Below are 24,103 nucleotides of genomic sequence, written 5' to 3'. Positions count from 1 at the left end.
ACGTTGAATTTCTACGAAGGAGCAGGGCATATGGCGATTCTTTTGGGATGCGATTCCATCAGCCTAGAGTTTCCCACCAAGCATATTTTCGATAGCGTGACGCTCGGCGTGGGCGAGGGCGACCGCATTGGTATCGTCGGTAAAAACGGCGACGGCAAGTCGACGCTGCTGAGCGTGCTCGCCGGCACGCTGGAACCCGACGACGGCCGCGTGACGCACCGCCGCGGCACGACGATCGGATTGCTCGGCCAAAAGGACCAGCTTGTCGACACCGATACCGTGCATCATGCCGTTGTGGGCGACACGCCTGAGTACGAGTGGGCGTCGAGCCCGCGTACGCGCCAGATTCTGGCCGGTCTTATTAGCGATGTGCCCTGGGAGGGCATGGTGGGCGAGCTCTCGGGCGGTCAGCGCCGTCGCGTGGACCTCGCGCGCCTGCTGATTGGCGACTACGATGTGCTCATGCTCGACGAGCCCACCAACCACCTGGACATGCGCACCATCAACTGGCTTGCGCGTCACTTAAAGGCCCGCTGGCAGCGCGGCCAGGGCGCCATGCTCGTGGTCACGCACGACCGCTGGTTCTTGGACGAGGTCTGCACCAGCATGTGGGAGGTCCACGACGGCCAGGTAGGTCCCTTCGAGGGCGGCTACTCGGCATATATCCTGCAGCGCGTGGAGCGCGACCGCATGGCCGCCGTTACCGAGGAGCGCCGTCGCAACATGGCGCGCAAGGAGCTCGCGTGGCTGAGCCGCGGCGCCCAGGCGCGTTCCACCAAGCCCAAGTTTCGCGTTGAGGCTGCTCGCGAGCTGATTGCCGACGTGCCGCCCGTGCGTGACGAGCTGGAGCTCAAGCGCCTGGCCGTGAGCCGCCTGGGCAAGCAGGTTATCGATGTGGTCGACGTGGACGCCGGCTATGCCGATACCGACGGCGCGCCCAAGCAGGTGCTCTCCGACGTGACCTGGCTCATTGGTGCGGGCGACCGCTATGGTCTTTTGGGCGAGAACGGTGCCGGTAAATCGACGCTGCTTGACGTGATTCAGGGCAAGATCGCGCCCCTGCGCGGTCGCGTGAAGATTGGCCAGACAGTGCGTTTTGGCGTGCTGTCGCAGCAGCTCGAGGAGCTCGAGCCCTACATGGGCGACACGATCCGCGAGGTGCTCAGCCACTATAAGAAGTACTACGTCATCGACGGCAAGGAGACTTCGCCCGAGAAGCTCTGCGAGCGCCTGGGCTTTACGACGCAGCAGCTCTGGAGCCGCATCGGCGATCTTTCGGGCGGCCAGCGCCGCCGCCTGTCGCTGCTGCTGACAATCCTGGACGAACCCAACGTGCTCATCCTGGACGAACCCGGCAACGACCTGGATACCGACATGCTCGCGATTGTCGAGGACCTGCTCGACGGCTGGCCCGGCACGTTGATCCTGGTGACGCACGACCGCTTTTTGATGGAGCGCGTGACCGACCAGCAGTGGGCGCTGCTCGACGGCCACCTGACGCATATGCCCGGTGGCGTGGACCAGTACCTGCGCCTGTGCAACGCCACCGCCGAGGGCGAGCCCGTGGGCGCGCCGAGCGCCAAGACCGGCACGTTTGACACCGGTGCCGCGGCAGCTGCGGCCGAAAAGCCCAAGTCGAGCGGTCAGCCCAACGGCCTGTCCAACGCCGAGCGCCAGAAGCTCCGCCGCGAGGTGAGTTCGCTCGAGCGCAAGATGGAAACGCAGCGCGCTCGCGTGGAGGAGGCCGAGGCCGCCATGGCCCAGGTCGATCCCACCAACTACACGGCGCTCGGCGAGCAGCAGGCAAAGATCGACGAGGCTCACGCTGCCATGGACGAGCTGGAGATGGCGTGGCTCGAGGCGAGCGAGAAGCTCGAGGGCGAGGAGTAGGCGAGGATGATCAAGGCCGCGTTTTTCGATATCGACGGCACGCTGCTGAGCTTTAAGACCCATCGGATTCCGGCGTCGGCGCAGCAGGTGCTCGACAGCTTTCACGAGCAGGGGATCGCATGCGTGATTGCTACGGGTCGCCCGACCTACCAGATGCCCGATTGGCTGTTCGACCTGGGTTGGGATGCGTACATTACGCTCTCGGGCCAGCACTGCTTTGATGCCGAGGGGGTTTACCGCAGCTGTCCGATTGATCCGGACGACGTTGCGGTAATCGTGGACCAGGTGGCGCAGGGGCGCTATGACTCGCTGTGTATGCAGGGCGAGAACTCGTTTGTGAACCGTCTGTCCGAGCGCGTGGTGACGGCCGGCAGCAACGCGGGAATCGTCTACCACGAGGAACCGTTTGAGCATGCCTTCGATGCGCCGGTCTACCAGTTTTGCGCCTTTGTGGACCCCGCCGACGAACATATCGTGACCGACGCGGTGTCGCATTCTCTCACTACGCGCTGGTGTGATTTGTTCTGCGACATTATCCCTGCCAACGGCGGTAAGGACCTGGGTGTCGCGGCGACGCTGGAACGCCTGGGTGTCGACGCGAGCGAGGCGATTGCCTTTGGCGACGGCGAGAACGACCTGTCGATGTTCTCGGCCGTGGGCACAAGTGTGGCAATGGGCAACGCGCAGGCGACCGTGAAGGCCGCAGCGACCTACGTAACGACCGCCGTGGATGACGACGGCATCTACAACGCCGCGAAGCACTTTGGCCTCGTGTAGCTGCGACCCGGCACTTGGGGACGCTCCTTATCTGCCGGCAGCTGGGGACACTCCTTGCGGGGCGTTCCCATTTTGTTTTCGTCCCGCACGTTTTGTGAAACGCGGCTAACTTTTTGGTCAATGCAGTAAGACATGGTCAACTTTTGCGGTAAAGTAAGCCAAGGAAAGTATCCAAAGGCTAACTAGCAATCATCGCGAAAGGCGGCCCATGGCCCTACGTGAATCCGGAGAAGACTATCTCGAATCGATCTACGTTCTGTCGGAACGTCAGGGCATCGTGCGCTCGATCGACGTTGCCGAATACTTGGGCGTAACCAAAGCAAGCGTCTCTAAAGCCATGGCGGCCTTGGAGAGCACCGGCTACGTGGAGATGGGCAAACGCGACGTGCATCTGACGGAACGCGGTCTTGAGGTTGCCCGTCAAATGTGGGAGCGCCACTGTTTTTTTGTAGGTCTGCTAGAGGACGCAGGCGTAACGCCCGAGGTCGCGTCGCAAGAGGGCTGCCACATGGAGCACTGCCTGAGCGAGGAGAGCTTCGAGAAGCTAAGATCGATGCTGAGACGGGGCAGCGACCGGGATCAGTAACCCCACCAACCAAGTCCAACTCAGACAAGGAACCCCGCCAGCAAGTGATGCCCAAGAACCGCCAGTTGTGTCGCCGCAGGCCGGGGCCGGGCTTGGTTTTGAAAACATTCCGCAGACCAGAATCGCCCCCGTTCGTAGCTCCGAAGGAGCAGAACGGGGGCGATTCATTGGTCGAGGACGTTTTCAAAACCAAGCCCGGCCCCGGCCGGTGGGACCACAGGCGCTACAGGTTCTTGACACCCATCGCGCGCATGGCGTTCAGGATGGCGATGATCGCCACGCCTACGTCGCCAAAGACGGCAAGCCACATATTGGCGATACCCAGCGCTGCCAGCACAAGGATCAGCAGCTTAATGCCCAGCGCAAAGATTATGTTCTGCCAAACAATCGACATGGTCTTGCGCGCCACGCGGATCGCGCGGGAAATGTTGGACGGCTTGTCGTCCATCAGCACCACGTCGGCGGCCTCGATCGCGGCGTCGGAGCCCATGGCGCCCATGGCAATGCCCACATCGGCGCGCGTAAGCACAGGAGCGTCGTTGATACCGTCGCCGACAAAGGCGAGCTTGCCCTTGCCACTTTCGGCCGCGAGTAGCGCCTCAACGCGCTCGACCTTGTCGCCCGGCAGGAGCTGCGCGTGGAACTCGTCGAGACCGAGTTGCTTGGCCACAGACGCTGCAACCTCCTCGCGGTCGCCCGTGAGCATGACGGTGCGGTTGATACCGGCGGCATGCAGGTCGCGAATCGTTTGCTCCGCATCGGCCTTAACGGTGTCTGCAATCACGATGTGGCCGGCGTACACGCCGTCAACGAGCACGTGGAGGATCGTGCCGACAACCTCACAGTCCGGTGCTTCAACGCCGGCCGCGGCGAGCATCTTGGCGTTGCCAACGACGACGTGCTTGCCGTCGATGGTTGCCGTCACGCCGTGGCCCGCGTCGTTGGCGGAGTCGCTCACGCGCTTGGGGTCGACCTCGCCCTGGTAGGCGTCGCGCACGGACTGCGCGATGGGGTGATCGGAGAACGACTCAGCAAGGGCTGCGACTTCGAGCAGCGACTGCTCGGTATAGCCAGCCTCGGGGTGCACCGCGACGACTGAGAACGTGCCGTTGGTGAGGGTGCCCGTTTTGTCGAAGACGATGGTGTCCACGTCGGCGAGCGTCTCGAGGTAGTTGGAGCCCTTGATGAGAACGCCCAGCTTGGACGCGCCGCCGATGCCGCCAAAGAAACTCAACGGTACGCTGATCACGAGCGCGCACGGGCAACTGACGACCAGGAAGGTCAGGCCGCGCAGGATCCAATCGGACCAAGCGCCAGTCACCAGGCCGCCGCCAAGCGCGAGCACCGCGGCAGCGCCAGTGACGGCGGGGGTGTAGACGCGGGCAAAGCGCGTGATGAAGTTCTCGGTGCGCGCCTTCTTTTCGCTGGCATTCTCCACGAGCTCCAGAACACGCGCGACGGTTGACTCGCCAAAGGGCTTGGTGGTGCGCACGTGGATGAGGCCCGTCATGTTGATGCAACCGCTGATGATATCGTCGCCGGTCTTGGCCGGGCGGGGGACCGACTCGCCCGTGAGTGCGGCGGTGTCGAGCTGGGTTTCGCCCTCGACGATGACGCCGTCGATAGGCACGCGCTCGCCGGGCTTGACCACGATCACGGTGCCGACGGCGATGTCATCGGGAAAGACCTGTTCGAGTGTGCCGTCGGCTTGCTCGACGTTAGCGTAGTCGGGCGCGATGTCCATCATGGCACTGATTGACTTGCGGCTCTTGCCCACGGCGTATGCCTGGAACAACTCGCCGACCTGGTAGAACAGCATGACAGCGGCGCCTTCGGCCATGTGCGGGTCGGTGTCGGGGAAGAGCACCATGGCAAACGCGCCGATGGTCGCGACGGCCATGAGGAAGCTCTCGTCGAAGGCCTTGCCGCGGCGGATGTTATTGAATGCCTTTTGCAGTACGTCGTAGCCGGCAATCAAAAACGGCACGAGGAACAGCACAAAGCTGGCGTAGATGTTGCCGGGCTCCCCAAATGCGATAGTGAGGGCGCCGAGCTCGTCGAGGGCATAAACAACGGCAAAAATGCCCAGTGCTACCAGGATGCGGTTGCGCTTATGCTCAAGGGACTCTTTCTTCTTGCGCTTCTTCTTTTTCTTTTTGGGATCGGCGGCTGCCATGATTCAAACCTCCCATTTGAGTGTATGAACACTTGCTCATATAATTTCGCGAGCAAAGGCCGCGGCAAGCGCGGCCTCGCAGGTCAACGTATGCGCGGGTTAGAGAATGATCTCGCAGTCCGGCTCGGCGTCGGCGGTGAACTCAACGACGCGGTCCAGGACCTCGTCGAACTTGGCGTCGTCGGCCTCGAGCGTCAGCTTCTGGGTCATAAAGTTGACCGAAACGGACTTGACGCCCTCGAGCTTGGCAAGTTCGTCCTGAAGCTCGCGCGCGCAGTTCGCGCAATCGATCTCGTCGAGCTTAAACTGCTTTTTCATGGTGGGTTCCTTTCCCTGTGTTAGCGGTCTGGGTGCCGGCCGCGCTGATACCGTGGGTGATTGCTATTCGCAGATATGGCTCATGCCCTGGTTAAGCATGGTGTAGACGTGATCGTCGGCGAGCGAGTAGAGAATGTTGCGGCCGTCGCGGCGGAACTTGACCAGGTGCGACTGCTTAAGCGTGCGCAGCTGGTGCGATACTGCCGACTGCGAGGTTGCGGTCGCCTCGGCGATGTCGGCCACGCAGAGCTCGCGGCCCATGAGGGCATAGAGAATCTTGATGCGTGTGGTGTCGCTGAAGACCTTGAACAGGTCGGCCAGGTCGTACAACAGCTCCTCGTCGGGAAGGTCCTCGGGCGAGCAGGTGGTGGGGATTGCGGGTTCGGTGGCCTCGATGTCGGGTTTCGTTTCATCAACGCGGATGCTCACTACAATATCCTTTCATATGAACATGCGCTCATATAACTTATTTACGATTATATGAGCGCATGCTCATATGTCAATATTATTTAGGCAATTCGTCGTACAAAATGATGTGGAAAAGCGGACGAGATCCCGGACTAAGCGGTTTTGATAGGTGATGCCGGGGTGGGTGCCCCTGCGCCGTGCAAAAAATGGAGTATTCTGCAACTATAGGGGGTCTGTTAATCTATTCCAGGCCAAATAAAGCCGCTCAAGAGTTATCTAGGGGCGGTAAACAGACAAGGTCTTCCTCAAATGTTGCCTAACGTTCCCGTTCTATGGCGATTTTGCTTCTCACTTGAATCAACTTTCGGCTGTTGGAGGACCGACCCTGCTGAATACTCGCAATTTTGCACGCCGCTAAGGTACCCACCTTGTTAGCTGGCCTGGTTTCCGGTCCCGAAGACCCTGCCCTCGGGCGTGAGACTGCTTGTTTGGTCGAATAATGGGCTGTCGGGTTCGACAGTCTGCATGTCATCGATTGCCGGCGCTTCGTTAATCGTCGGATCATCCAACGTAATGCCTTCTAACATTGCTTTTTCGAGGCCAATCCGTTGGCCCTCTTCGGCTTCCTGGCGAAGCTCCTCCTGGATTCGTTTCTTCTCCTCAATAAACCTTCTGAGCACAAACAGTCTCAGGTCCTCTTGCATGATTTGAAAGTCTTTTGGCAGACGCGAGGGGCGTATACCTTCTTTTCGTTGGATTGCTTCCATGACCCTAACGAAAGGGCTGGCATGCATAAAGGAATAACGGCTGACGGTGATGATTCCGTACCCCATGGACGCAAGCGCATTCTTGCGCTCCTCGTCGATGGCGCGGTTTTCTTCAGCGTCGTGATAAAAACCGTTGTATTCAATATCTGTTCGAGATCTCTTCAGATATGCATCCATAAAGAACTTTTTGCGTCTCGTGAGATTTTTTGCGGCAGCGGTGACCTTCACCTCGTAGTCGGTCTCAATTCCTTTAATGCCAAGCCCTCCTTCGCTTTTGGGCAGCGTAAGCATCATGACAAATGCCGTTTCCATGGGAGATCGGCATCCATCGCGTACACATTGAATGGCCTTTCGGGCAAGGGCCAAACCGTCGCATCTGGTAACGGAATTAAAGAACTGCTTTAACCGCTCGGTCGAGGTGAGTGGGAAACGCTCGGTATAAGAGCTAGAAGAACCGGTTCCAAGGGAATAGGCACCGCACAGTTCAAAGTAGTACTCCACCAGTTCGCGAAACGGGAGATAGGTGGCGGCCTGAAGCGCGCAAAGCTCAACGCCAACAATGTAGATGTTGTCTTCAAGCTCCATAAAACGCGAGCATGAGAATCGCTTTGACGAAACGTGGCATCGACAGTCCATCGCGTAGCGCGCGTTCCTGCGATCAAACACCACTACCTCAAGGGATTCACTTGCGTCGCGGGCAACATCATGCTTGGTAAGCCATTCTGCGGCTGCGCCGAGGAGCGTTCCGGTGGGGCACGATCCGTAAATTGCGACAGGACTACAGGACTCGATGTCTTTCGTAGACACTGAGCGGGCAGCCTGGTAGACCGCTTTTGCCGTGTTATGTGACAATACGATACTCATGGTAAGTATCGTGTCAGAAAATACCGTGTCGATGGCGTTGAGTGGGAAAGCCGTTTTTGGGGTCTAACCAAATGCTGTCCAAAAGCTTGACGCGATTATGGGTTGGTACGCCCAAAATCAATGTTCTCGCAGCTTAGCTATAGCATATAAATACTCAATTGCTGCACATTTGGTATCGATGCATCGTCATCAAAACACAAATCACGTGTCGGGAAAGTGCCGAAATAGTTAAAAAATAGGGTTCAGAATTTGTGAAGAGCGGGCCTGCCTATGGAACGTAGGGCGGCCCCGCTGCGGGGTTTCTCGCTGCGAGGCCGCTCGTGAGCAAGCAGTGTTTGTCGCAGGCGTTGCTATTTCGCAAACAGGTTCTTGAGGTTGAACTCGGCCTGGACGGTGCGGAGCATGAGGTCGGTGTCGTCCAGGCCCAGGTGCTGCTCGTTGGCGTCGGCGGCGAGGGTGCCACGGCGGCGCGCCCAGTTCTCGAGCGCAGCGGGCGCGGATTCGCGGGGGAGCGAGCGCACGTCGGCATCCAGGCTGCGGCAAATCTGGCGCGAATCGATGACGATAATCTTGCCCGCGCGGCGTGCCTCGGCGTAACCGTCCAGATGAATTTTGAACCAGCTGTCCTCGAAGGCGGCATTGTGAGCCATGTACGGGTACTTCTTCATGAGCTTGAGCAACTGCTTCTGCAGCTCCTTGTTCTCGCGGAACGGCTTTTTGCCGTCGATGTCGTCCCAGGTGATGTGATGGATGTTCGATAGCGGCACATCCTCGCCGCGGTAGATGTCGGGCAGGCCGCAGTAGTGTGCTTCGGCGTCATGCGGCACGGCGTCGCTGGTAAGATCCATGATCTCCCAGCCCACGTTGATGATGTAGCCGCGCTCGGGCGCGCGACCGGTGGTCTCGATGTCGATGCCCAGCACCGTACCTTGGATGGGCTTGCGGGCATAGGCCACGCCGAGTGCGTCGCGGTCACCACGAATCTCGCGCATAACGGACGCGGCGGTGCGCTTTTGCATCTTGCCGATGGCGGCGCAGGTGTCAGCGTCGGACAGGCCGCGCGAGAGCGTCGCGGGCGTCACGTTGCGCAGGCGCGCCTCGCCAATCTGGTCGCACAGGTCGCGGTTGCGGTCGGCCAGGTCGCGCACGGTGGCAAAGTCGAAGCTGGGGTCGCCCTCGGCAGTAAAGTACTCGGTCTCGAGCACCTTGAGGGCCTCCTCGCCCTTCTGGCGCTCGGACTCCATGGCGCCGTGGTCGCCGTAGATAAACATGGGGATAAACGGCTGGCGCTCGTATTCGAGTGCTTGCGAAACATTCATATGCTGCTCCTTGGACGGGCCGCGTCGCGCGGCTCGGGGTTACTGAGTTGTGGCGAGATGATAGTTTACCATGGGCAACTATTGGCACCGCGCCCGGGACAACTACAATACCCTAGTTGACCGCTAGGACTTTTACAATGTTGCCGAAAGACACGAAAGGTTCCATCCGTCATGGATTTACTGATTGATATTCTGCTCGACGCCGGCAAGGACACGCTGTCCCTGGTGCCGTTTTTGTTGGTGACGTATCTTGCCCTCGAGACACTTGAGCACGTTGCGGGCGACCGCGTCAACGGCGCTATCAAGCGTGCCGGCGCCGCGGGTCCGGTTGTCGGATCGTTGTTGGGCATGGTGCCACAGTGCGGGTTTTCGGCCATGGCGGCGACGCTGTACGCCGGCCGCGTCGTGACGCTGGGCACGCTGGTTGCGGTTTTCCTCTCGACCTCAGACGAGATGCTGCCGCTGTTGCTTGCCGAGCAGGTTCCCGTGCAGACCATGGCGATGCTGCTCGCATCGAAGGCGCTGATCGCTCTAGTCACGGGCTTTATCGTGGATGCAGCTATCCGCGGCCTTCGTCGTAATGCCCGCGCGCATACGGCGATTCGTCGCACCGTGCTGGGGGCCGCGGTCAATCCGGCACACGTGAACTGCGCGCACGATGACCACAGCGGTGGCGACATCATTGATGAGGTGGCCGAGGCGGGCGTGAGCGCCGATCACATCCACGAGCTGTGCGAGCGCGACCATTGCGGTTGTGATGAAGACGAGGACGAACACGAACACGGGCACGGCCACGATCACGGTCATGAGGGCGAGCATGAACACCATCATGGCCACGGCCGCTCCCACTCCCACGAAGGCGCGCCCATCCTGTCGATTATCCGCAGCGCGATTTCGCACACTGTGCAGGTCTCGGTTTTTATTTTCCTGGTGACGCTGATTCTGGTCGCCGTCCTCGAGACCTTTGGCGAGTCGGCAATCGAGCAGTTCCTGCGCGGCAATGAGACGCTCGCCGTCCTGGGCTCGGCGCTTGTCGGTCTGATCCCCAACTGCTCTGCCAGCGTCGTTATTACGCAGTTGTACCTCGAAGGTGCGCTGCAGCTGGCGCCGATGCTCGCCGGCACGCTCATTTCCGCTGGCGTGGGCTACCTGGTGCTGTTCCGCACCAATCGCAGTGCCCGCGAAAACGCCCTGTTTCTGGTCATGATGTACGTTATCGGCGCCGGTTGGGGACTCGTTCTCTCCGCCTTTGGTCTCTAAGTAGTTTTTGGGACATGCCTTACAATCCACCGTCATGACCTGGGCGTTGAGTGCGCGATAAAACAAAAAGGTAGATTTTTAGGCATGTCCCAAAAATCTACCTTGTTTAGCGTAACAGCTCGGTGAGGTTGCGTTTAAAGCGGGCTCGGTCCTCGCTGGTGAAGGTTGCCGGACCGCGGGTGCGTCCCCCGGCGCGGCGCACCTTCTTTTCCTCGTGGCGAATAAACAGTTGCATGTCGATGGTCGCTTTGTCGTAGACGCGCCCGCGCACGCCGATGGCGGCGGCATCGCGTCCGAGCACCATGCTCGCCAGGCCTATGTCCTGCGTCACGACCACGTCGCCAGCCTGCAGGCGCTCGATAATGGCAAAGTCGGCGCTATCGGCTCCCACACCTACATCAAGTGTCGTGACCCAAAAGCCCCGACGCGCATGCTCGGGGTCGCGCGGATCGTCGCGGCGAATGTGGCGTTCCAGGTTCTGCGTGCTGTTGCCGGCGATAACGACGGCAACGCCCGCCCTCCGCGCGCAGTCGATCGACTCGCGCGTGACCGGGCAGGCGTCGGCATCAATAAAAAGCGTCTTTGGCATCTAGCGCACCAGTTTGCCAAACTGAATGGCGCGGACAATGAGCGTCACGCCAAACACCAGCAGCGCGGCACCGCTAAAGATGACGAGCATCTTGGCCGACCACAGCGGATAGATAAACACGAACATGCCCGCGATGATGGAGAGTGCGCCGCTCAGGATGGCGAGGGCGCGGTTGGCGGAAAGCTCGGATTCCAGAATCGACATGACGCCCTCGACGATCCAGCCAAAGCCGGCGACGACCACCACGAGCGTGGTGAGCGTCGCGGTCGAGAAGGCCTGGTTGCGCAGGATTATGACGCCGCCCAGAATGATGAGCAGGTTGGAGATGATGCTCGTAACGCGCCAGCCGGTGGGCAGCAGCGGCTCGAAAACAGCGGTAAACAGCCTGATCGCGGCCGTGATCACAAAGTAGATGCCCAAGACGGTCGTCAGGAAGACGAGGGACTTGGCGGGCGCAAACAGCAGTGCGATGCCGGCGACGAGCGCCAAGACGCCCGTGATGGCGTAAATCCAGCGTACGGCCTTGACGGCCTTGCCTGCCATGCTTTTCTCGTCAAATCCAAAGGCGCTCGATTGCTTGTCATCGTTCTTAAAGATGCCCATGATGTCTCCTTTCCGTGCGGCGTAAGCCGTAGCTCTTGCAACCAGTATCGCCCAAGGGCGCCGTCGAGTGGGGCGGGAAGGGCGAATGGGAGCCTCATCTTCCCGAATTGTTACCTTTGTTCCCGTTTGGATGCGGAGTATTCAACAGGTGTGGAACATTGCGCCGCTGTGTGTAATTGCCTACGTTTTAGGTTAGATTTTCTTAAGAACAATTGGCTTTTATTGGGGGTCTTATGAACGAAGCTGTTCCCGCGGCGCCGGTAAGCGCCGAGTCGATGGCAAAGCAAGGTTGTGAAAAGCTCGGTCTGGAAGCGTTTGATGCGCTGGTCCGTCGTGCCCGTACGTGCCGCCGTTTTGACGAGTCCATGCGCGTGCCGCGCGAGTTTTTGCTCGAGCTGGCGGAACTGGCGCACCTGGCTCCCTGCGGCGCCAATGCTCAGCGTCTGCGTTTTCACGTGGTGAGCGGTGCCGAGGATTGCGCGCGTGTATTTGACGAGCTCGCATGGGCCGGCGCACTTAAGGACTGGCCGGGTCCTGCCGAGGGTGAGCGCCCGACCGGCTACATCGCGATTCTTGCCGAGCGCGCCGTTCCGGGCAAGCCCGCCGCTCCCATTACCGAGGTCGACACGGGCATTGCCGCGCAGACGATGATGCTCGCCGCCCGCAGCGCCACGCCCGAGGTGGCAGCCTGCATGTTCAAGGCCTTTACGCTCCACGCGATCGATGCCATGGGGCTCGATAACGACAAGTATGAGCTCAAGCTGATCATGGCGTTTGGCATTCCGGCCGAGACACAGGTGATCGATGCGATCGATTCCAACCCCGACGGCTCCATCAATTATTGGCGCGACGAGGCGCGGGTGCACCACGTACCCAAGCGTCCGCTTGCCGACGTGCTGCTGTAGTTGTGCGTCGTTGCGGTGCAATCCGGCGGCAAAATCACCACAAAGGCTCCTGTCCCCTTTGTGGTGGTACGAGGGGAGGGTCTGTGGCAGATCTGTATTTGGTGCGGCATGGGCAGACTGAGCTCAATGTGCAGAGCATTTTGCAAGGCTGGCACGATTCGCCGCTTACGGCGCGCGGGCGCGAGCAGGCGCTGACGGCGCGTACGGCGTTTGCGGCGCGTGGCGTGGCCTTTGATCATGTGTATTCCTCGCCGTTGGGCCGGGCGCGGCATACGGCCGAGCTTATCGTTGGCGAGGGCCGTTCCATTGAGCTGGTCGATGACCTGCGTGAGTGGCATTTTGGCTCGCTGGAGGGCACATCAAATCGCGAGATGCCGCCGCAACCCTGGGGCGATTATCCGGTGGCCTTTGGCGGCGAGTCGGAAGTGCAGCTTCAGTCGCGCATGGTCGCGGCGCTGTCCCGCATCATGGCCAGGCCGCAGCACGACTGCGTGCTGGCGGTTTCCCATGGCTCAGCCTGCCAGGAGTTTCTTGAGTATGTGACTGGCGGGGGAGAGCTACCCGACAACGGTGCCGTGCTTCATTTTGGCTATTGCGACGGGGCGTTTTCGCTCTTGGGTTGGTAACGAACGAAAGGACCCCTATGAATAAAGATCTGTATCTGGTCCGTCATGGACAGACGATATTCAACCTTAAGCGCATTATTCAGGGCTGGAGTGACTCGCCGCTTACGCAGTTGGGTTGCGACCAGGCGGCGCGCGCCGGCATGTTTTTACGTGCGCGCGGCATTGAGCCCGATCATGCCTACACCTCCACGCTTCATCGCACCGAGCAGACTATCGCCAACTTGTGGCCGGGCTTGGCGTACGAGCGCCTGGACGGCCTGCGTGAGTGGTTCTTTGGCGACTTTGAGGCCGAGCGCGTGATGCTCATGCCCGAGCGCCCGTGGCGCGATTTCTATCGCCAGTTTGGCGGCGAGGGTCAGATGCAGGTGCGTGAGCGCATGGTGACGACGCTGACCGAGCTCATGCGACGCCCGGACCACGAGTGCGTCCTTGCGGTGAGCCACGGATCGGCCATCAAGGAGTTTTTGGACCACGTGAGGGGAGCGGCGGCCGACGAGCGCGAGCGCGTGCCGGGCAACTGCTCGGTGCTGCATTTCGTGTTTGACGATACGACCGATACGTTTGAACTGGTTGAGATTTTTACGCAGGAAGACTACGCGCGCGAGCTGGGGCTTGAGCCGCTCGTGGCTGCCGCGGGTCCGCAGCGCGGGTAGTTTGGGCGTGGCGGTGCGGGTCGCCGACTTACTTGCTCGATGCGAAAGGGGGCGGAGATGCATGCGCTGGCGTTGCATCTCCGCCCCCTTTTTTGTTGAGCTGCCGAGTCTTTGTGCTGGGCGTTTAGGCTCTGTTATAACCGTGAGATCTGGTGAGTGAGCAGACCCGTCGGAATCTGCGGCGCGCCGCCGCTGACCTGCGCGGTGGGGAACAGCACGGCTACAGCAAAGTTGAACGGCTCTTTGCCAGAGTAGGCGCCGGCAGTGCGGGCCTCGTCGGCCAGAATCTGCGATGCCCCAGCCAGCGCGGCAGCGTAGGTGGGGTCGTCTGCCGGCGTCGGCTCCGGTGCCTGGTCGAGCATGGCTCGGATGGCGGCAACAGCGTCCTCGCGCTTGACCTCCCACACGCGATGTGAAATGCCGGCGGGGTCGGTGACGGCGTAGAGCGAGGCGCCCTCTTTGGCGGCGCCCAGGATGATGCTCATGACGGGAGAGGCCTCGTAGGCGAGCGACACGGGACGGGGCTGTACCTTGAGGTCGGCGATTGCTCGCGCAGCGGCGAGTGCGTCGATGCTCTCGGCGGCAGCCTCGTCGCTACCTGTCAGTACGTTAACCGGGCAAATCGCCACGACACCTGTCACGCGACCCGGCTCGCCCGAGCATTCGTATACGTAATACGCCGCACCCGGGTCCTTGAGCATGAGCCCATCGGCAATGGCTCCGCGCAGAGCATCGTTGCCGCTCAGGATGCTGCCCATTGCAGGCAACGCCTCGAGCACGCGGTCCTGAGCCGGGCGGATGCAGGGAAACGGAAGTGCTTTCATGGGCGGTCCTAACGCGCGAGTCGGTTTGTTCGCGGCTTATTATGCCCCAACTTGGCCGTTCGCGTCCCAGAGCACGTTATCGGCGAGCGCGATTAGCACCTGCTGACAACGATTGATATCGGCGCGGGGCACATACTCGTTGGGCTTGTGTGCGAGCGCGAGCGATCCGGGGCCGTAGCTCATACAGTTGCGGTTGCCCGTCTTGCCAGCAATGACGGCGGTATCGGTGTAGCCGGTAAAGAAGCCGACGGTCGTGTCCGCGCCTGTCACGTCGTCTGCTGCGCGCTTGAGTGCAGCTAGAAGGGGAGAGGCTGGATCGCGCTCGATGGCGGGGCGGTCGCCTGTCGCGGTATAGCTTCCATGGCAGCCGGGGACCGCGGCTTCGGCAGCGACAATGGCCTGCTCTACCATGCGCGTCGCGGCGGCCGTATCAGTCGGCGGGGTCAGGCGCATATCGACCCAGACCTTAGCGTGGTCGGGCACGACATAGGGACGGTAGCCACCCTCGATCTGTCCAAACGTGATGGTCGATGGCCCCAGCTCCTCATGTAAAGGTAGCGTCGCAAACGTGCGACGAAGCGAGCACACGACCTCGGCCATGGCGGCGACGGCGTCGGCGCCCTTCCAAGGCTGGCTTGCATGAGCCGTGACGCCGGCCATCTCGATCTCGAACCACGTACGCCCCTTGTGCGACACCTGGATCTGTCCGTCGGTGGGTTCGGTGTCCAGCACCCATTCGCGCGAGCCGACCCAGCCAGCATCGATCGCGGCCTCTGAGCCGCGCATGAAGTCTTCCTCGTCGACCGAGCAGATGAGCGAAAAGCCGCGGCGTGGCAGCGCGCCATCCGACGCCACGCGCTCGAGCGTATGGACCAGTGCGGCAATGGCGCAGGCCAGGCCACCCTTCATATCGCAGGCACCGCGGCCATAGAGCTTATCGTCCCGCACGATCGCTCCGAGCGGCGGAATGTCCGCGTCCCAGCCATCGCCCAGCGTAACGGTATCCATATGGCAGATATAGACCAGCCGCGGCTCGTCGCTCAAACCGGGTACGGTGAACATAAGGTTACGGCGTCCGGGCAGCACCTCGAGTTCCTCAACCTGCACGGCATGGAGCACCGGATGGCTCAGCTGCGCCAACCGTTCCTCAACCAACGCTTTGATATAGCGTTCAATCTCGCCCTCATACGCACCTGGGTCGGAACTGTCGATCCGCACGAGTCCTTGCGTAAGCCGCCAAGCAAAATCTGTATCAACCATAGGCACCTCACAGATAGTTAGGTCAACATACAGATTGTATGCCAAGAAGCGGCTCGGTGCATTTAATGGAGTGCTCACAAAAACGGGGGCGCCTCTCGTGCGAAAGGCGCCCCCGCGGGCATCCAATGTCAGTGACGGGCAGGCCACATGGGGAACTGCCCGTCAGATCAGCCGGTGCTATTTGATTACGCGCACGCGATACATCGACGGAATCTGCTTAAGCGCCTCAATCGTGCTGCTGTTCAGGTGCTCGTCGGTGTCGAACATGGTGTAGGCGTTCTCGCCGGCGGATTCGTTGGTCATACGCTGCACGTTGGCGTTGTCCTTAGCAAGGATTGCCGTGATCTGGCCAATCATGTTGGGCACGTTGGCGTGCAGGCAGGCGATGCGGCTTGCGGCGCGCGCCTTGCCCATGCTGCAGGCGGGGTAGTTGACGCTGTGCGCGATGTTGCCGTTCTCCAGGTAATCCTTGAGCTCGCTAATGGCCATATCGGCGCAGTTGGCCTCGGCCTCGCCAGTGCCGGCGCCCGAGTGCGTGGTGATAAACGTGTTGGGCATCTTGACGGTCTTGGGCGTGGCAAAGTCGCAGCTAAACCAGCTCAGCTTGCCCTCGCGCAGGGCGGCGTCGACGGCGTCCTCGTCAATGATGGTTTCGCGTGCGTAGTTGATGAGCACGGCGTCGGGTGCCAGCAGGTTGATCTGCTCGGTGCTGATCATGCCGATGGTGTCGGCCTTGCTGGGCACGTGCACGGTGAGGTAGTCGCAGCCGCGGCAGAGATCTTCGAGCGTGCCCACGCGCTGCACCTCGCGGCTCAGCACCCACGCATGCTCGACGGAAATGAACGGATCGTAGCCGTAGACGTCCATGCCCAGGTCGACGCAGGCGTTGGCGACCTTGGAGCCCACGTTGCCCAGGCCGATGACGCCGATGCGCTTGCCTTTGAGCTCGCGGCCCACAAAGGCCTTCTTGGCCTTCTCGGCATCGACCTGAATCTCGGGGTCGTCGGCGTTGTCGCGCACCCAGTTCATCGACTGCACCACGCCGCGGCTCGAAAGCACCAGCATACCCAGGACGAGCTCCTTGACGGCGTTGCTGTTGGCGCCGGGGGAGTTAAAGACGACGACGCCCTTCTTGGCGTACTCCTCGACGGGGATGTTGTTGACGCCGGCGCCGCAGCGGGCGATGGCGCGGATGCCCTCGGGCAGCTCGTAGCCGTGCAGGTCGGTCGAGCGCATCAGGATGGCGTCGGCCTCCTCGGCGGTGCTCACAAACTCGTAGCCCTCGCCAAACTCGACTTTGCCGTCCTTGGTGATGTCGTCGATGGTCTTAATCTTACGCATGTAAAAACTCCTTAGCAGGTTTGGTTTAAACAGGTGGTTTGAAGTGGCTGGTCGGCCCGCGCGTTGCGGGCTAGTTAGATCGCGGACTCAAACTATGCTGCGCTTCGAAGTCCTTCATGTACGTGGCCAGCGCCTGCACGTCCTCCATGGTGACGGCGTTGTACACGCTGGCACGCATTCCGCCCACCAGGCGATGGCCCTTGACGTTTTGAATCTGGTGCTCGGCCGCGCCTGCGACAAAGGCGGCGTCGAGGTCGGCGTCGCCGGTGCGGAAGGTGACGTTGGCGATGGAGCGGCTGTCGGCCTGCGCGGTGCCATGGAACAGCTCGCTGTGCTCGAGCAGGCCATAGAGCAGGTTGGCCTTGCCCCAGTTGCGCTCGGCCATGGCGGCAAGTCCGCCGGTTTGCTCCACCCAACGGAACACCTTGCCGCATACGTAGATGCCAAAGGTGTTGGGCGTGTTGAGCATGGAGCCCTTGGCGGCCTGGGTCTTAAGGTCCAGGTACTGCGGCGTCTGCGCAAAGGCGGGGCCTTCGGCGATGAGGTCGTCGCGCACGATGACCACGGTCACGCCTGCGGCACCGGCGTTTTTCTGCGCACCGGCGTAGATGAGCCCGTAGCGCTCGACGTCGAGCGGCTGCGACAGAAAGCAGCTCGAGACATCGGCGACCAGCGGCACATCGCCGCAATCGGGCAGCTCGTGGAACATGGTGCCAAAGATGGTGTTGTTCTGGCAGATGTAGACGTAGTCGAGCCCGTCGCCCGCGGCCTCGGCGGCAATGCGCGCGTTGATGTCGGCCATGTTGGGAATGCGGTCGAAGTTGGTGTCCTCGGAGCTCGCGAGCAGCACGGCCTCACCATACTTGGTGGCCTCTTGGTGCGCCTTGTTGGCAAAGTTGCCGGTCACGACGTAGCCGGCGCGGCCACGGCGCATGAGGTTCATCGGGATGCCTGCAAACTGCAGCGTGGCGCCGCCCTGCAAAAACAGGACACGGTAATTGTCGGGGATGCTCAGCAGGCGGCGCAGGGTTGCCTCGGCGTCGTCGATAATCTGCTGGTACATGCTGGATCGATGGCTCATCTCGAGCACGGACATGCCACAACCGCGGTAGTCCATCATCTCGTCGGCGATCTCGGCGAGCACGCTTGTAGGCAGCGCGGCCGGGCCAGCTGAGAAGTTGTGCACACGTGCCATCTTCTAGGTCCCCCTCATAGTCGTTTGAACGTTCGGGATACTTTAGCACAGTGGAGCGCCAGGCGCGACCGCATCTCGGTAAAACTCGACTGCGCCGCTATGATTTACAGGATGGTTACATGGGGGAGGGATTATCTCGAGGCTCGTATCCGATCCGCCTCGGCCTTTGCTTGTTTCCAGGGGCGTACGCGACCGTTGGTGAGGTCGTCGTAGCCACGAGCGATGGCACGTTGAATGTGATCTTCGCGTTCCTGAATGGTAGTTAGTGCGCGCGTCTGATCAGAAATAGACTTTACGACAGACATATGAAGCTCCTTACATAGAAGCATGTGTATAACTCTATGTTGAATATAGCGGAGGATGGCGTTGGGCGTGTGCGTGCCTGCATTCGTAAGCGCGGTTGTCTGGCAAGTGTGATTTGGGGCGACCTCGTCAAAGCTTCTGAGCTGCGAAAATGACCGTTAACCGGATTTAATTTTGTTGCTCAACATTTGACACTCTGGGCGTGGTAACTTTTTTACCAACAGGTATGATTATTGTCATGTGCGCCGCACCTGCCTGCCGGGTTGCGGCGCACTTGTGACAGCCTTTGACACCCTTGGAGCGTGTACTGTGGATATAACCACAAAAAGCGTTCGGGGGGGGGGTGCTCACCCGCGAGCAATTCCTCCCGCATGAGATGCGCATCGTCGCTGCCCTTCGTATGCAGGGCGCAAGCGACGAGCAGGTCATTGTACGCGTAAAGAGCGAGAACCTCTTTCAATATCCCACGGAGCGCATGGTCGCCAACCGCGCAACCGTGTGCCTTCGACGCCTCGACGCCATGGTGCCCACGGACGCCGCATGCGCCGTGCGTGGCATCGACTCCAATATCGCCGTCGAGGCTGTGTCATCCCTAACCAGGCTCATGGCATCCGGCACTCCCACGCAGGCGGACCAGGCCATCTTCTACAGCATGATCTGCCGCTACGATATCGTGCGCGAGCTCGTGCTCGTCGAGGTAGGGGAGCGCCTACAAAACTTCGATTATGCCTTTACGGCGGTTGACCTCAATGCCTTTATGACACGCTTTACCACGGAGTATCCGGACGCGGCCCGCTGGACTGAGGCCACGGTCAAGCGCATTAAGGGCTCGCTCCGCCAGACGCTCCGCCATGCCGGCCTTATCGGCGAGGGCCAGGGCCCGGAGTCCGAGCGTCTGTCACCACTCTTCCTCGATTCCGATTTCGAGCGAGCCTTGGTTCTGCTGGGCGAGCAGTCGCTTATCGCGGCCCTTACCGGCAGGGTGGTGATGTAGCGTGGCTCCCGTCAACAGCGCCGCCGAACCTGCTATCACCCCGGCGACCGATTTCACCACCAATATCGGCATCCATTCCCGTAAGAGCGTCGTGGCGGCACATGTCCGCTCTCAGCACGCCTGTCAGGAATTTGAGCGCCGCGCGCAGCTTCTGCGCGAATGCCTGTGCAGCGAGGACTTTTTGGCTAACAAGGGCATAGGCAATGAGATCGGCTTCCACACCTTTTGCTATGACCCCGCGCTGGAGTTTGAGGCGCGTGCATTATTTGACACCCTTTCACGCGATGCCGAGGCCGACAAGCTTCCGTGCACGCTCAAGGTCGTGAACCTCTACGACGCCGTGCTGGCAATTCTCGAAAAGCGCCGTGTCCTCAAGGCTATCCCGCACCAAGAGGAGCGCCGCGGTACCCAGCGCGTGCTCGAGGACGTGGCCAAGTTCGCCTCGCCCGAGAAAGTCGCCGCGTACATCCTTGAGCAGACCAAGCCGTACGCGCCTGGAGACGTCGTTCTCCTCACCGGCGCGGGCGAGGTCTTCCCATTCTTTCGCATGCACACGCTTCTCCATTGCATGCTTGCGGATTTTGATGAGGTGCCTGTGGTCGCCGCCTATCCGGGCAGTTTCAACGGCTCTTCTTTCCAGCTCTTTAACCGTCTGCCGGCCGACAACTACTACCGCGCCATCGATATCTCGTAAGCACGGCTCCCCGCAGGCAAGTCCCTGCCGCCGGTAACAACCCTTTGCCATAACGTTCCCAAACCCAAAGGAGCACCCATGGACAACACGATCATTCGCGACCTCTTTGCAAAAGACATCAACCGCTCCATCAACGGCGTGGTCAAGGTCCAGGATTCAAAAGATGGGTCCATCCGCCAGGAGCTTGACGAGTACGTGGTGACGCGCGAGTTGCAGAGGCACTTTGCCACGTTCTTCAAGGCCTACGGCGATGCCATCGATGCACGCACCGACAAGATCGGCGTGTGGATCAGTGGTTTCTTCGGTTCCGGTAAATCGCACTTCCTCAAGATGCTGAGCTACCTGCTCGAGAATCGCCAGATCGGCGGCAAGAGCGCCATCCGCTACTTTGACGGCAAAATCGTCGACCCCATGGTCGCGGCTGCCATGGAGCGCGCCTGCTCGGTGCCCACGCAGGCCATCCTCTTTAACATCGATAGCAAGGCGGGCCAGTGGAAGCAGGGCGATACGGCTCCCACGGCGCTGCTTCGCGGCTTTGAGCGCATGTTCTACGAGGCGCGCGGCTTCTACGGCGAGGACCTCAAGCTTGCAAAGCTCGAGGACTACATCGATTCCCTGGGCAAGACCCAGGAGTTCCGCGAGGCCTTTGAGCGCGTCAACGGCGAGTCCTGGCTCCAGGCCCGCGACACCTACAGCTACTTTGAGGACGACGTCGTCGAGGTGCTGCAGAGCGTGCTCGGCATGAGCGAAAAGGCCGCATGGAACTGGCTCGAGGGTTCTGAGGACGAGGTTTTGGCCCCCGATGTCTTTGCCAAAAAGGTCAAGGATTACGTGGACGCTCAGGCAGCGGCCCACGGTGGCAACTTCCGTTTGCTCTTTATGGTCGACGAGGTGGGTCAGTTTATTACAAACGACCAGGACCCAAGCCTTATGCTGAGCCTTCAGACCATCGTCGAGGAGCTGGGTGCCGCCTGCGGTGGCCGCGTGTGGGTGATGGTCACGAGCCAGGAGGCCATCGACAACCTGAGCCTGCCCGTGGGCAACGACTTTTCAAAGATCCAGGGCCGTTTCAATACCCGCCTTTCGCTCTCCAGCTCCAGCGTGGACGAGGTCATCCAACGCCGTGTGCTCGAGAAGACCGCGCCGGCGGCCGATACGCTTGCACAGGTCTACGAGCAAGACGCCGCCGTCCTCAAAAACAACTTTACCTTTGAGGGGGGCTCGCGCTCCGACCTTGCCGGCTTCGCCAACTCCAAGGATTTTGTGGCCAGCTACCCGTTTGTGGGCTACCAGTTTAAGCTTCTGCCCGACGTGATGACCGAGGTACGCAAGCATGGTGTTAAGGCCAAGCACATGTCCACGGGCGAGCGCTCCATGCTGAGCGCGTTTCAGGAGAGCGCTCAGGCCATCCAGCATGACCAGACTGGTGCACTCGTGCCGTTCTGGCGCTTCTTCGACACAATCTCCAAGGATTTGGAGCACGGCATCATTCAGGTCGTCGTCTGTGCGGAGCGCGCGGCTGAAAACGCAGAGGGTCTTGAGAGCTACGATGTCCGGGTGCTTAAGCTCCTGTACTTGATCCGCTACATCGGCTACGTCAAGGCCACGGTCGAGAACATCTCCATCCTTATGATCGATAGCCTGGACGTGGACAAGCGCGCCCTTAAGGACCGCGTCAAGGAGTCCCTCGCCCGCTTGGAGCGCGAGAACAAAGTGGCGCGACAGGGCGATACCTACAGCTTCCTCACCGACGAGGAGCAGGAAATTGCACAGGAGATTGCGCGGACCCCGATCGACAACGCGAAGGTGATCGAGTACATCAAAAAGCGCCTGTTCGACAGCATTTACAATGCGTACAAGTTCCATCGCGATCCTAATGACTTCCCCTTTGACCGCTACGTGGATGGCTCGATTCATGGATCCAGCAAGGGTGGTATGGAACTCTCCGTGGTGACCATGGCCGGCGACTTGGCACGTGCGGACGATGCCGAGCTAGCATTGAAATCCGTGGATAAGGCCATCGTGGCCTTGGGCGACGAGGTGGATTATTGGGCCCCACTCGTCAACGCCGCTAAGATTCGCATGTACGCCCAGACGCGCAATCTGCAGGAGCTACCGCCGAGTACCCGCCAGATTGTCGAGGCAAAAATGCGCGAGGCAGCCTATAACGAAAAAGAGGCCGATGCCCTTTTGAGCGAGGCCGTGCTCCATGCACGTTGCGCGGTCAACGGCCGTATGGTCGAAGTTCGCGCCACCAAACCCGCCCAGGTTTTTGAGCAGGTGCTCGCGCAACTGTGTGACGTTGTTTTTGAAAAGGCTGGCTACATCGGCGCGCCGGTTGAGGACGATTCCGATATTCGCTCCACGCTGGCGGGTAACGTCCAGGCGGGGCTCGATGGCATGGATGCGGGCAACACGCGTGCGCTCAGGGAGGTCGAGGACTACCTCAACGTGCAGCATCAGCGCCATCTGGATACCGCTATGGGCGATATCCAACGCCAGTACCAGCAAAGGCCCTTTGGCTGGCGTGAGGTCGACATCGCCAATGTGGTGGCGCAGCTCGTGGTGGAGCAGCGCGCGCAGGTGTTGTTTGGCGGCCAGACGGTCCAGGCCAACGACAACCGTATGGTGGCACTCCTGCGCAAGGATGCCGATAAGGCCCAGGTGCGCTTGCGCGTGCGTATGAGCGACCGGTTGCTGCGTGCCACGGGCGAGCTCATGCGCGACCTGTTTGATCTCAAGACCGTGCCCTCCAACGAGGATAAGCTCGTGGCCGAGCTCAAAGAGCGCCTTGAGGGCTTGCGCGAGGCGTGCCTCGCCATAGCACGCGACTACTACACGGGCATCAAGCCGGCCTACCCGTATCCCGGTGAGGACGAGTGCGAGAAGATGCGCTCGGAGGTGGCCGACGTCCTTAAGGACCAGAACGAGGCCGAGGCGTTCTTGACCACGTTCACCAAGCATGAGGAGCGCTTGCTCGATGCCAAGGAAGACTTTGACAAGGTGGTTGAGTTCTTCGAGTCCAATCAACGAACAGCGTTTGACCACGCCAGGGATTTCTTGAACCGCACCGAGGGTATCGAGTATGCCTCCGATGACATTCCCAGCGCGGTGGAGAACGTGGCAAAGGTGCGCGAGATCCTCAAAGATCCCAAGCCCTACGGCCGTATTAAAGACCTGCAGCCGCTTATGGATCCCGTCGAGGATGACATGAAAAAGCTGCTGGGCATCCGCCGCAATGAGTTTTTGTGTCGCATCGAGAGCGATCTGCAAGACCTGCGGGCGCAGGCCGAGAGTCAAAAGGGCTTTGTCAATCAGGCCAAGGATGCCATAGCAGACGCCGGCACCAAATACGAGTCGTTCAAAAACCGTGCCCACAGCGCTCAAAGTCTCAACGAACTGAGCGTTGTTGCAACTAACTGGGGCAACTGGATCAGCGCAGCAACCAACGAGATGTACGACGCCGTGGATGAGGCCCGCATGCGTATGGACAACGAGCGCCGCACCACCGAGGTCACGAGTACGGGTGAAGTGGTCAAGAAGGTCTCCAACAAGGGCGCCGCATCGTCTGCTCCCGTGCCCGCGCCCAAGCCCCAGCGCAAGATCAAGACCGTGCGCCGCGCCGATCTGGCCAAGCCGAGTCGTCTCTTGTCCGCAGAAGACGTGGAGCGCTACGTGGACGACCTGCGCTCCCGCCTTATGCAGGCGCTCGCTGCAAACGACGAGATCCGTATCAACTAACCCGCGGAGC

22 protein-coding genes are annotated in these 24,103 nt (G+C 60.6%); 10 read left to right on the top strand and 12 right to left on the bottom strand.

From position 1 onward, the window contains the following. Positions 1-30: 30 nt before the first annotated feature. From DXD56_RS01995 to DXD56_RS01985, 3 genes are all read left to right on the top strand, one after another. Positions 31-1,890, top strand: a complete 1,860-nt coding sequence (locus tag DXD56_RS01995; RefSeq protein ID WP_117639716.1) for an ABC-F family ATP-binding cassette domain-containing protein — start codon at positions 31-33, stop codon at positions 1,888-1,890. A 6-nt stretch (positions 1,891-1,896) separates the two neighbouring features. Then, the gene (locus DXD56_RS01990; protein ID WP_117629070.1) at positions 1,897-2,667 is read left to right on the top strand and encodes a Cof-type HAD-IIB family hydrolase; all 771 of its coding nucleotides are present in this window, start codon (positions 1,897-1,899) and stop codon (positions 2,665-2,667) included. Positions 2,668-2,875: 208 nt separating this feature from the next. Further along, the gene (locus DXD56_RS01985) at positions 2,876-3,253 is read left to right on the top strand and encodes a metal-dependent transcriptional regulator (RefSeq protein ID WP_117639714.1); all 378 of its coding nucleotides are present in this window, start codon (positions 2,876-2,878) and stop codon (positions 3,251-3,253) included. 223 nt (positions 3,254-3,476) lie between these two features. Here the strand turns inward: DXD56_RS01985 and DXD56_RS01980 are convergent, their stop codons facing one another. From DXD56_RS01980 to DXD56_RS01960, 5 genes are all read right to left on the bottom strand, one after another. Then, positions 3,477-5,429, bottom strand: a complete 1,953-nt coding sequence (locus tag DXD56_RS01980; RefSeq protein ID WP_199411527.1) for a heavy metal translocating P-type ATPase — start codon at positions 5,427-5,429, stop codon at positions 3,477-3,479. A gap of 99 nt (positions 5,430-5,528) precedes the next feature. Further along, complete coding sequence (locus tag DXD56_RS01975) at positions 5,529-5,747, bottom strand: cation transporter (protein ID WP_089572082.1); 219 nt, start codon at positions 5,745-5,747, stop codon at positions 5,529-5,531. 63 nt (positions 5,748-5,810) lie between these two features. Then, a complete protein-coding gene (locus DXD56_RS01970) occupies positions 5,811-6,143 on the bottom strand; it encodes a helix-turn-helix transcriptional regulator (RefSeq protein ID WP_158549285.1) in 333 nt (110 codons plus the stop codon). A gap of 443 nt (positions 6,144-6,586) precedes the next feature. Then, positions 6,587-7,786, bottom strand: a complete 1,200-nt coding sequence (locus DXD56_RS01965; protein WP_147325167.1) for a hypothetical protein — start codon at positions 7,784-7,786, stop codon at positions 6,587-6,589. Positions 7,787-8,136: 350 nt separating this feature from the next. After that, positions 8,137-9,105 carry a 3'-5' exonuclease gene (locus DXD56_RS01960; protein WP_117639708.1) on the bottom strand — a complete coding sequence of 323 codons (969 nt, stop codon included), beginning with the start codon at positions 9,103-9,105 and terminating at the stop codon, positions 8,137-8,139. 171 nt (positions 9,106-9,276) lie between these two features. Here DXD56_RS01960 and DXD56_RS01955 point away from each other — a divergent pair, with 171 nt between their 5' ends. Then, on the top strand, positions 9,277-10,365 hold the full coding sequence (locus tag DXD56_RS01955) for a putative manganese transporter (RefSeq protein WP_117639706.1): 1,089 nt from the start codon (positions 9,277-9,279) through the stop codon (positions 10,363-10,365). Positions 10,366-10,471: 106 nt separating this feature from the next. Here the strand turns inward: DXD56_RS01955 and DXD56_RS01950 are convergent, their stop codons facing one another. Then, positions 10,472-10,954, bottom strand: a complete 483-nt coding sequence (locus DXD56_RS01950) for a DUF188 domain-containing protein (protein ID WP_117639704.1) — start codon at positions 10,952-10,954, stop codon at positions 10,472-10,474. Continuing rightward, a complete protein-coding gene (locus tag DXD56_RS01945) occupies positions 10,955-11,557 on the bottom strand; it encodes an HdeD family acid-resistance protein (protein ID WP_117583774.1) in 603 nt (200 codons plus the stop codon). Positions 11,558-11,790: 233 nt separating this feature from the next. Between DXD56_RS01945 and DXD56_RS01940 the strand changes: the two genes are divergently transcribed. From DXD56_RS01940 to DXD56_RS01930, 3 genes are all read left to right on the top strand, one after another. Further along, on the top strand, positions 11,791-12,462 hold the full coding sequence (locus DXD56_RS01940) for a nitroreductase family protein (RefSeq protein WP_117639702.1): 672 nt from the start codon (positions 11,791-11,793) through the stop codon (positions 12,460-12,462). Between the two features lie 83 nt (positions 12,463-12,545). After that, positions 12,546-13,088, top strand: a complete 543-nt coding sequence (locus tag DXD56_RS01935) for a histidine phosphatase family protein (RefSeq protein ID WP_055252053.1) — start codon at positions 12,546-12,548, stop codon at positions 13,086-13,088. Between the two features lie 17 nt (positions 13,089-13,105). Next, a complete protein-coding gene (locus DXD56_RS01930) occupies positions 13,106-13,741 on the top strand; it encodes a histidine phosphatase family protein (RefSeq protein WP_117639700.1) in 636 nt (211 codons plus the stop codon). Positions 13,742-13,875: 134 nt separating this feature from the next. Here DXD56_RS01930 and DXD56_RS01925 read toward each other — a convergent pair whose 3' ends face one another. The 5 genes from DXD56_RS01925 to DXD56_RS10005 all read right to left on the bottom strand — a co-directional run bounded on the left by DXD56_RS01925 (position 13,876) and on the right by DXD56_RS10005 (position 18,666). Then, positions 13,876-14,565, bottom strand: coding sequence for a DUF1015 family protein (locus DXD56_RS01925; protein ID WP_117639699.1), 690 nt, complete (start codon positions 14,563-14,565; stop codon positions 13,876-13,878). A gap of 39 nt (positions 14,566-14,604) precedes the next feature. Further along, positions 14,605-15,825 (bottom strand): M20 family metallopeptidase, encoded by a 1,221-nt coding sequence (locus tag DXD56_RS01920; RefSeq protein WP_117639697.1) that lies wholly within the window; start codon positions 15,823-15,825, stop codon positions 14,605-14,607. A 177-nt stretch (positions 15,826-16,002) separates the two neighbouring features. Beyond that, positions 16,003-17,166, bottom strand: coding sequence for a phosphoglycerate dehydrogenase (locus tag DXD56_RS01915; protein ID WP_117639695.1), 1,164 nt, complete (start codon positions 17,164-17,166; stop codon positions 16,003-16,005). 70 nt (positions 17,167-17,236) lie between these two features. Beyond that, positions 17,237-18,361, bottom strand: a complete 1,125-nt coding sequence (gene serC / locus DXD56_RS01910; protein WP_117639693.1) for a 3-phosphoserine/phosphohydroxythreonine transaminase — start codon at positions 18,359-18,361, stop codon at positions 17,237-17,239. A gap of 131 nt (positions 18,362-18,492) precedes the next feature. Further along, positions 18,493-18,666, bottom strand: coding sequence for a hypothetical protein (locus DXD56_RS10005; protein WP_158549272.1), 174 nt, complete (start codon positions 18,664-18,666; stop codon positions 18,493-18,495). A gap of 341 nt (positions 18,667-19,007) precedes the next feature. Between DXD56_RS10005 and DXD56_RS01905 the strand changes: the two genes are divergently transcribed. The 3 genes from DXD56_RS01905 to brxC all read left to right on the top strand — a co-directional run bounded on the left by DXD56_RS01905 (position 19,008) and on the right by brxC (position 24,093). After that, the gene (locus DXD56_RS01905; protein WP_117639691.1) at positions 19,008-19,658 is read left to right on the top strand and encodes a BrxA family protein; all 651 of its coding nucleotides are present in this window, start codon (positions 19,008-19,010) and stop codon (positions 19,656-19,658) included. A gap of 1 nt (position 19,659) precedes the next feature. After that, positions 19,660-20,352 (top strand): DUF1788 domain-containing protein, encoded by a 693-nt coding sequence (locus DXD56_RS01900; protein WP_117639689.1) that lies wholly within the window; start codon positions 19,660-19,662, stop codon positions 20,350-20,352. Between the two features lie 78 nt (positions 20,353-20,430). Next, complete coding sequence (gene brxC, locus DXD56_RS01895; RefSeq protein WP_117639687.1) at positions 20,431-24,093, top strand: BREX system P-loop protein BrxC; 3,663 nt, start codon at positions 20,431-20,433, stop codon at positions 24,091-24,093. Positions 24,094-24,103 lie beyond the last annotated feature (10 nt).

The organism is Collinsella sp. TM06-3, from assembly GCF_003436395.1.
Classification (GTDB): domain Bacteria; phylum Actinomycetota; class Coriobacteriia; order Coriobacteriales; family Coriobacteriaceae; genus Collinsella.
This window is presented reverse-complemented; position numbering and strand designations above follow the sequence as displayed.

Coding starts and splice junctions, on each gene's coding strand:
- DXD56_RS01930 (WP_117639700.1), top strand. CDS start 13,106: ATGAATAAAGATCTGTATCTGGTCCGTCATGGACAGACGATATTCAAC.
- DXD56_RS01975 (WP_089572082.1), bottom strand. CDS start 5,747: ATGAAAAAGCAGTTTAAGCTCGACGAGATCGATTGCGCGAACTGCGCG.
- brxC (WP_117639687.1), top strand. CDS start 20,431: ATGGACAACACGATCATTCGCGACCTCTTTGCAAAAGACATCAACCGC.
- serC (WP_117639693.1), bottom strand. CDS start 18,361: ATGGCACGTGTGCACAACTTCTCAGCTGGCCCGGCCGCGCTGCCTACA.
- DXD56_RS01915 (WP_117639695.1), bottom strand. CDS start 17,166: ATGCGTAAGATTAAGACCATCGACGACATCACCAAGGACGGCAAAGTC.
- DXD56_RS01950 (WP_117639704.1), bottom strand. CDS start 10,954: ATGCCAAAGACGCTTTTTATTGATGCCGACGCCTGCCCGGTCACGCGC.
- DXD56_RS01960 (WP_117639708.1), bottom strand. CDS start 9,105: ATGAATGTTTCGCAAGCACTCGAATACGAGCGCCAGCCGTTTATCCCC.
- DXD56_RS01985 (WP_117639714.1), top strand. CDS start 2,876: ATGGCCCTACGTGAATCCGGAGAAGACTATCTCGAATCGATCTACGTT.
- DXD56_RS01955 (WP_117639706.1), top strand. CDS start 9,277: ATGGATTTACTGATTGATATTCTGCTCGACGCCGGCAAGGACACGCTG.
- DXD56_RS01990 (WP_117629070.1), top strand. CDS start 1,897: ATGATCAAGGCCGCGTTTTTCGATATCGACGGCACGCTGCTGAGCTTT.
- DXD56_RS01995 (WP_117639716.1), top strand. CDS start 31: ATGGCGATTCTTTTGGGATGCGATTCCATCAGCCTAGAGTTTCCCACC.
- DXD56_RS01925 (WP_117639699.1), bottom strand. CDS start 14,565: ATGAAAGCACTTCCGTTTCCCTGCATCCGCCCGGCTCAGGACCGCGTG.
- DXD56_RS01940 (WP_117639702.1), top strand. CDS start 11,791: ATGAACGAAGCTGTTCCCGCGGCGCCGGTAAGCGCCGAGTCGATGGCA.
- DXD56_RS01920 (WP_117639697.1), bottom strand. CDS start 15,825: ATGGTTGATACAGATTTTGCTTGGCGGCTTACGCAAGGACTCGTGCGG.
- DXD56_RS10005 (WP_158549272.1), bottom strand. CDS start 18,666: ATGTCTGTCGTAAAGTCTATTTCTGATCAGACGCGCGCACTAACTACC.
- DXD56_RS01980 (WP_199411527.1), bottom strand. CDS start 5,429: ATGGCAGCCGCCGATCCCAAAAAGAAAAAGAAGAAGCGCAAGAAGAAA.
- DXD56_RS01965 (WP_147325167.1), bottom strand. CDS start 7,786: ATGAGTATCGTATTGTCACATAACACGGCAAAAGCGGTCTACCAGGCT.
- DXD56_RS01945 (WP_117583774.1), bottom strand. CDS start 11,557: ATGGGCATCTTTAAGAACGATGACAAGCAATCGAGCGCCTTTGGATTT.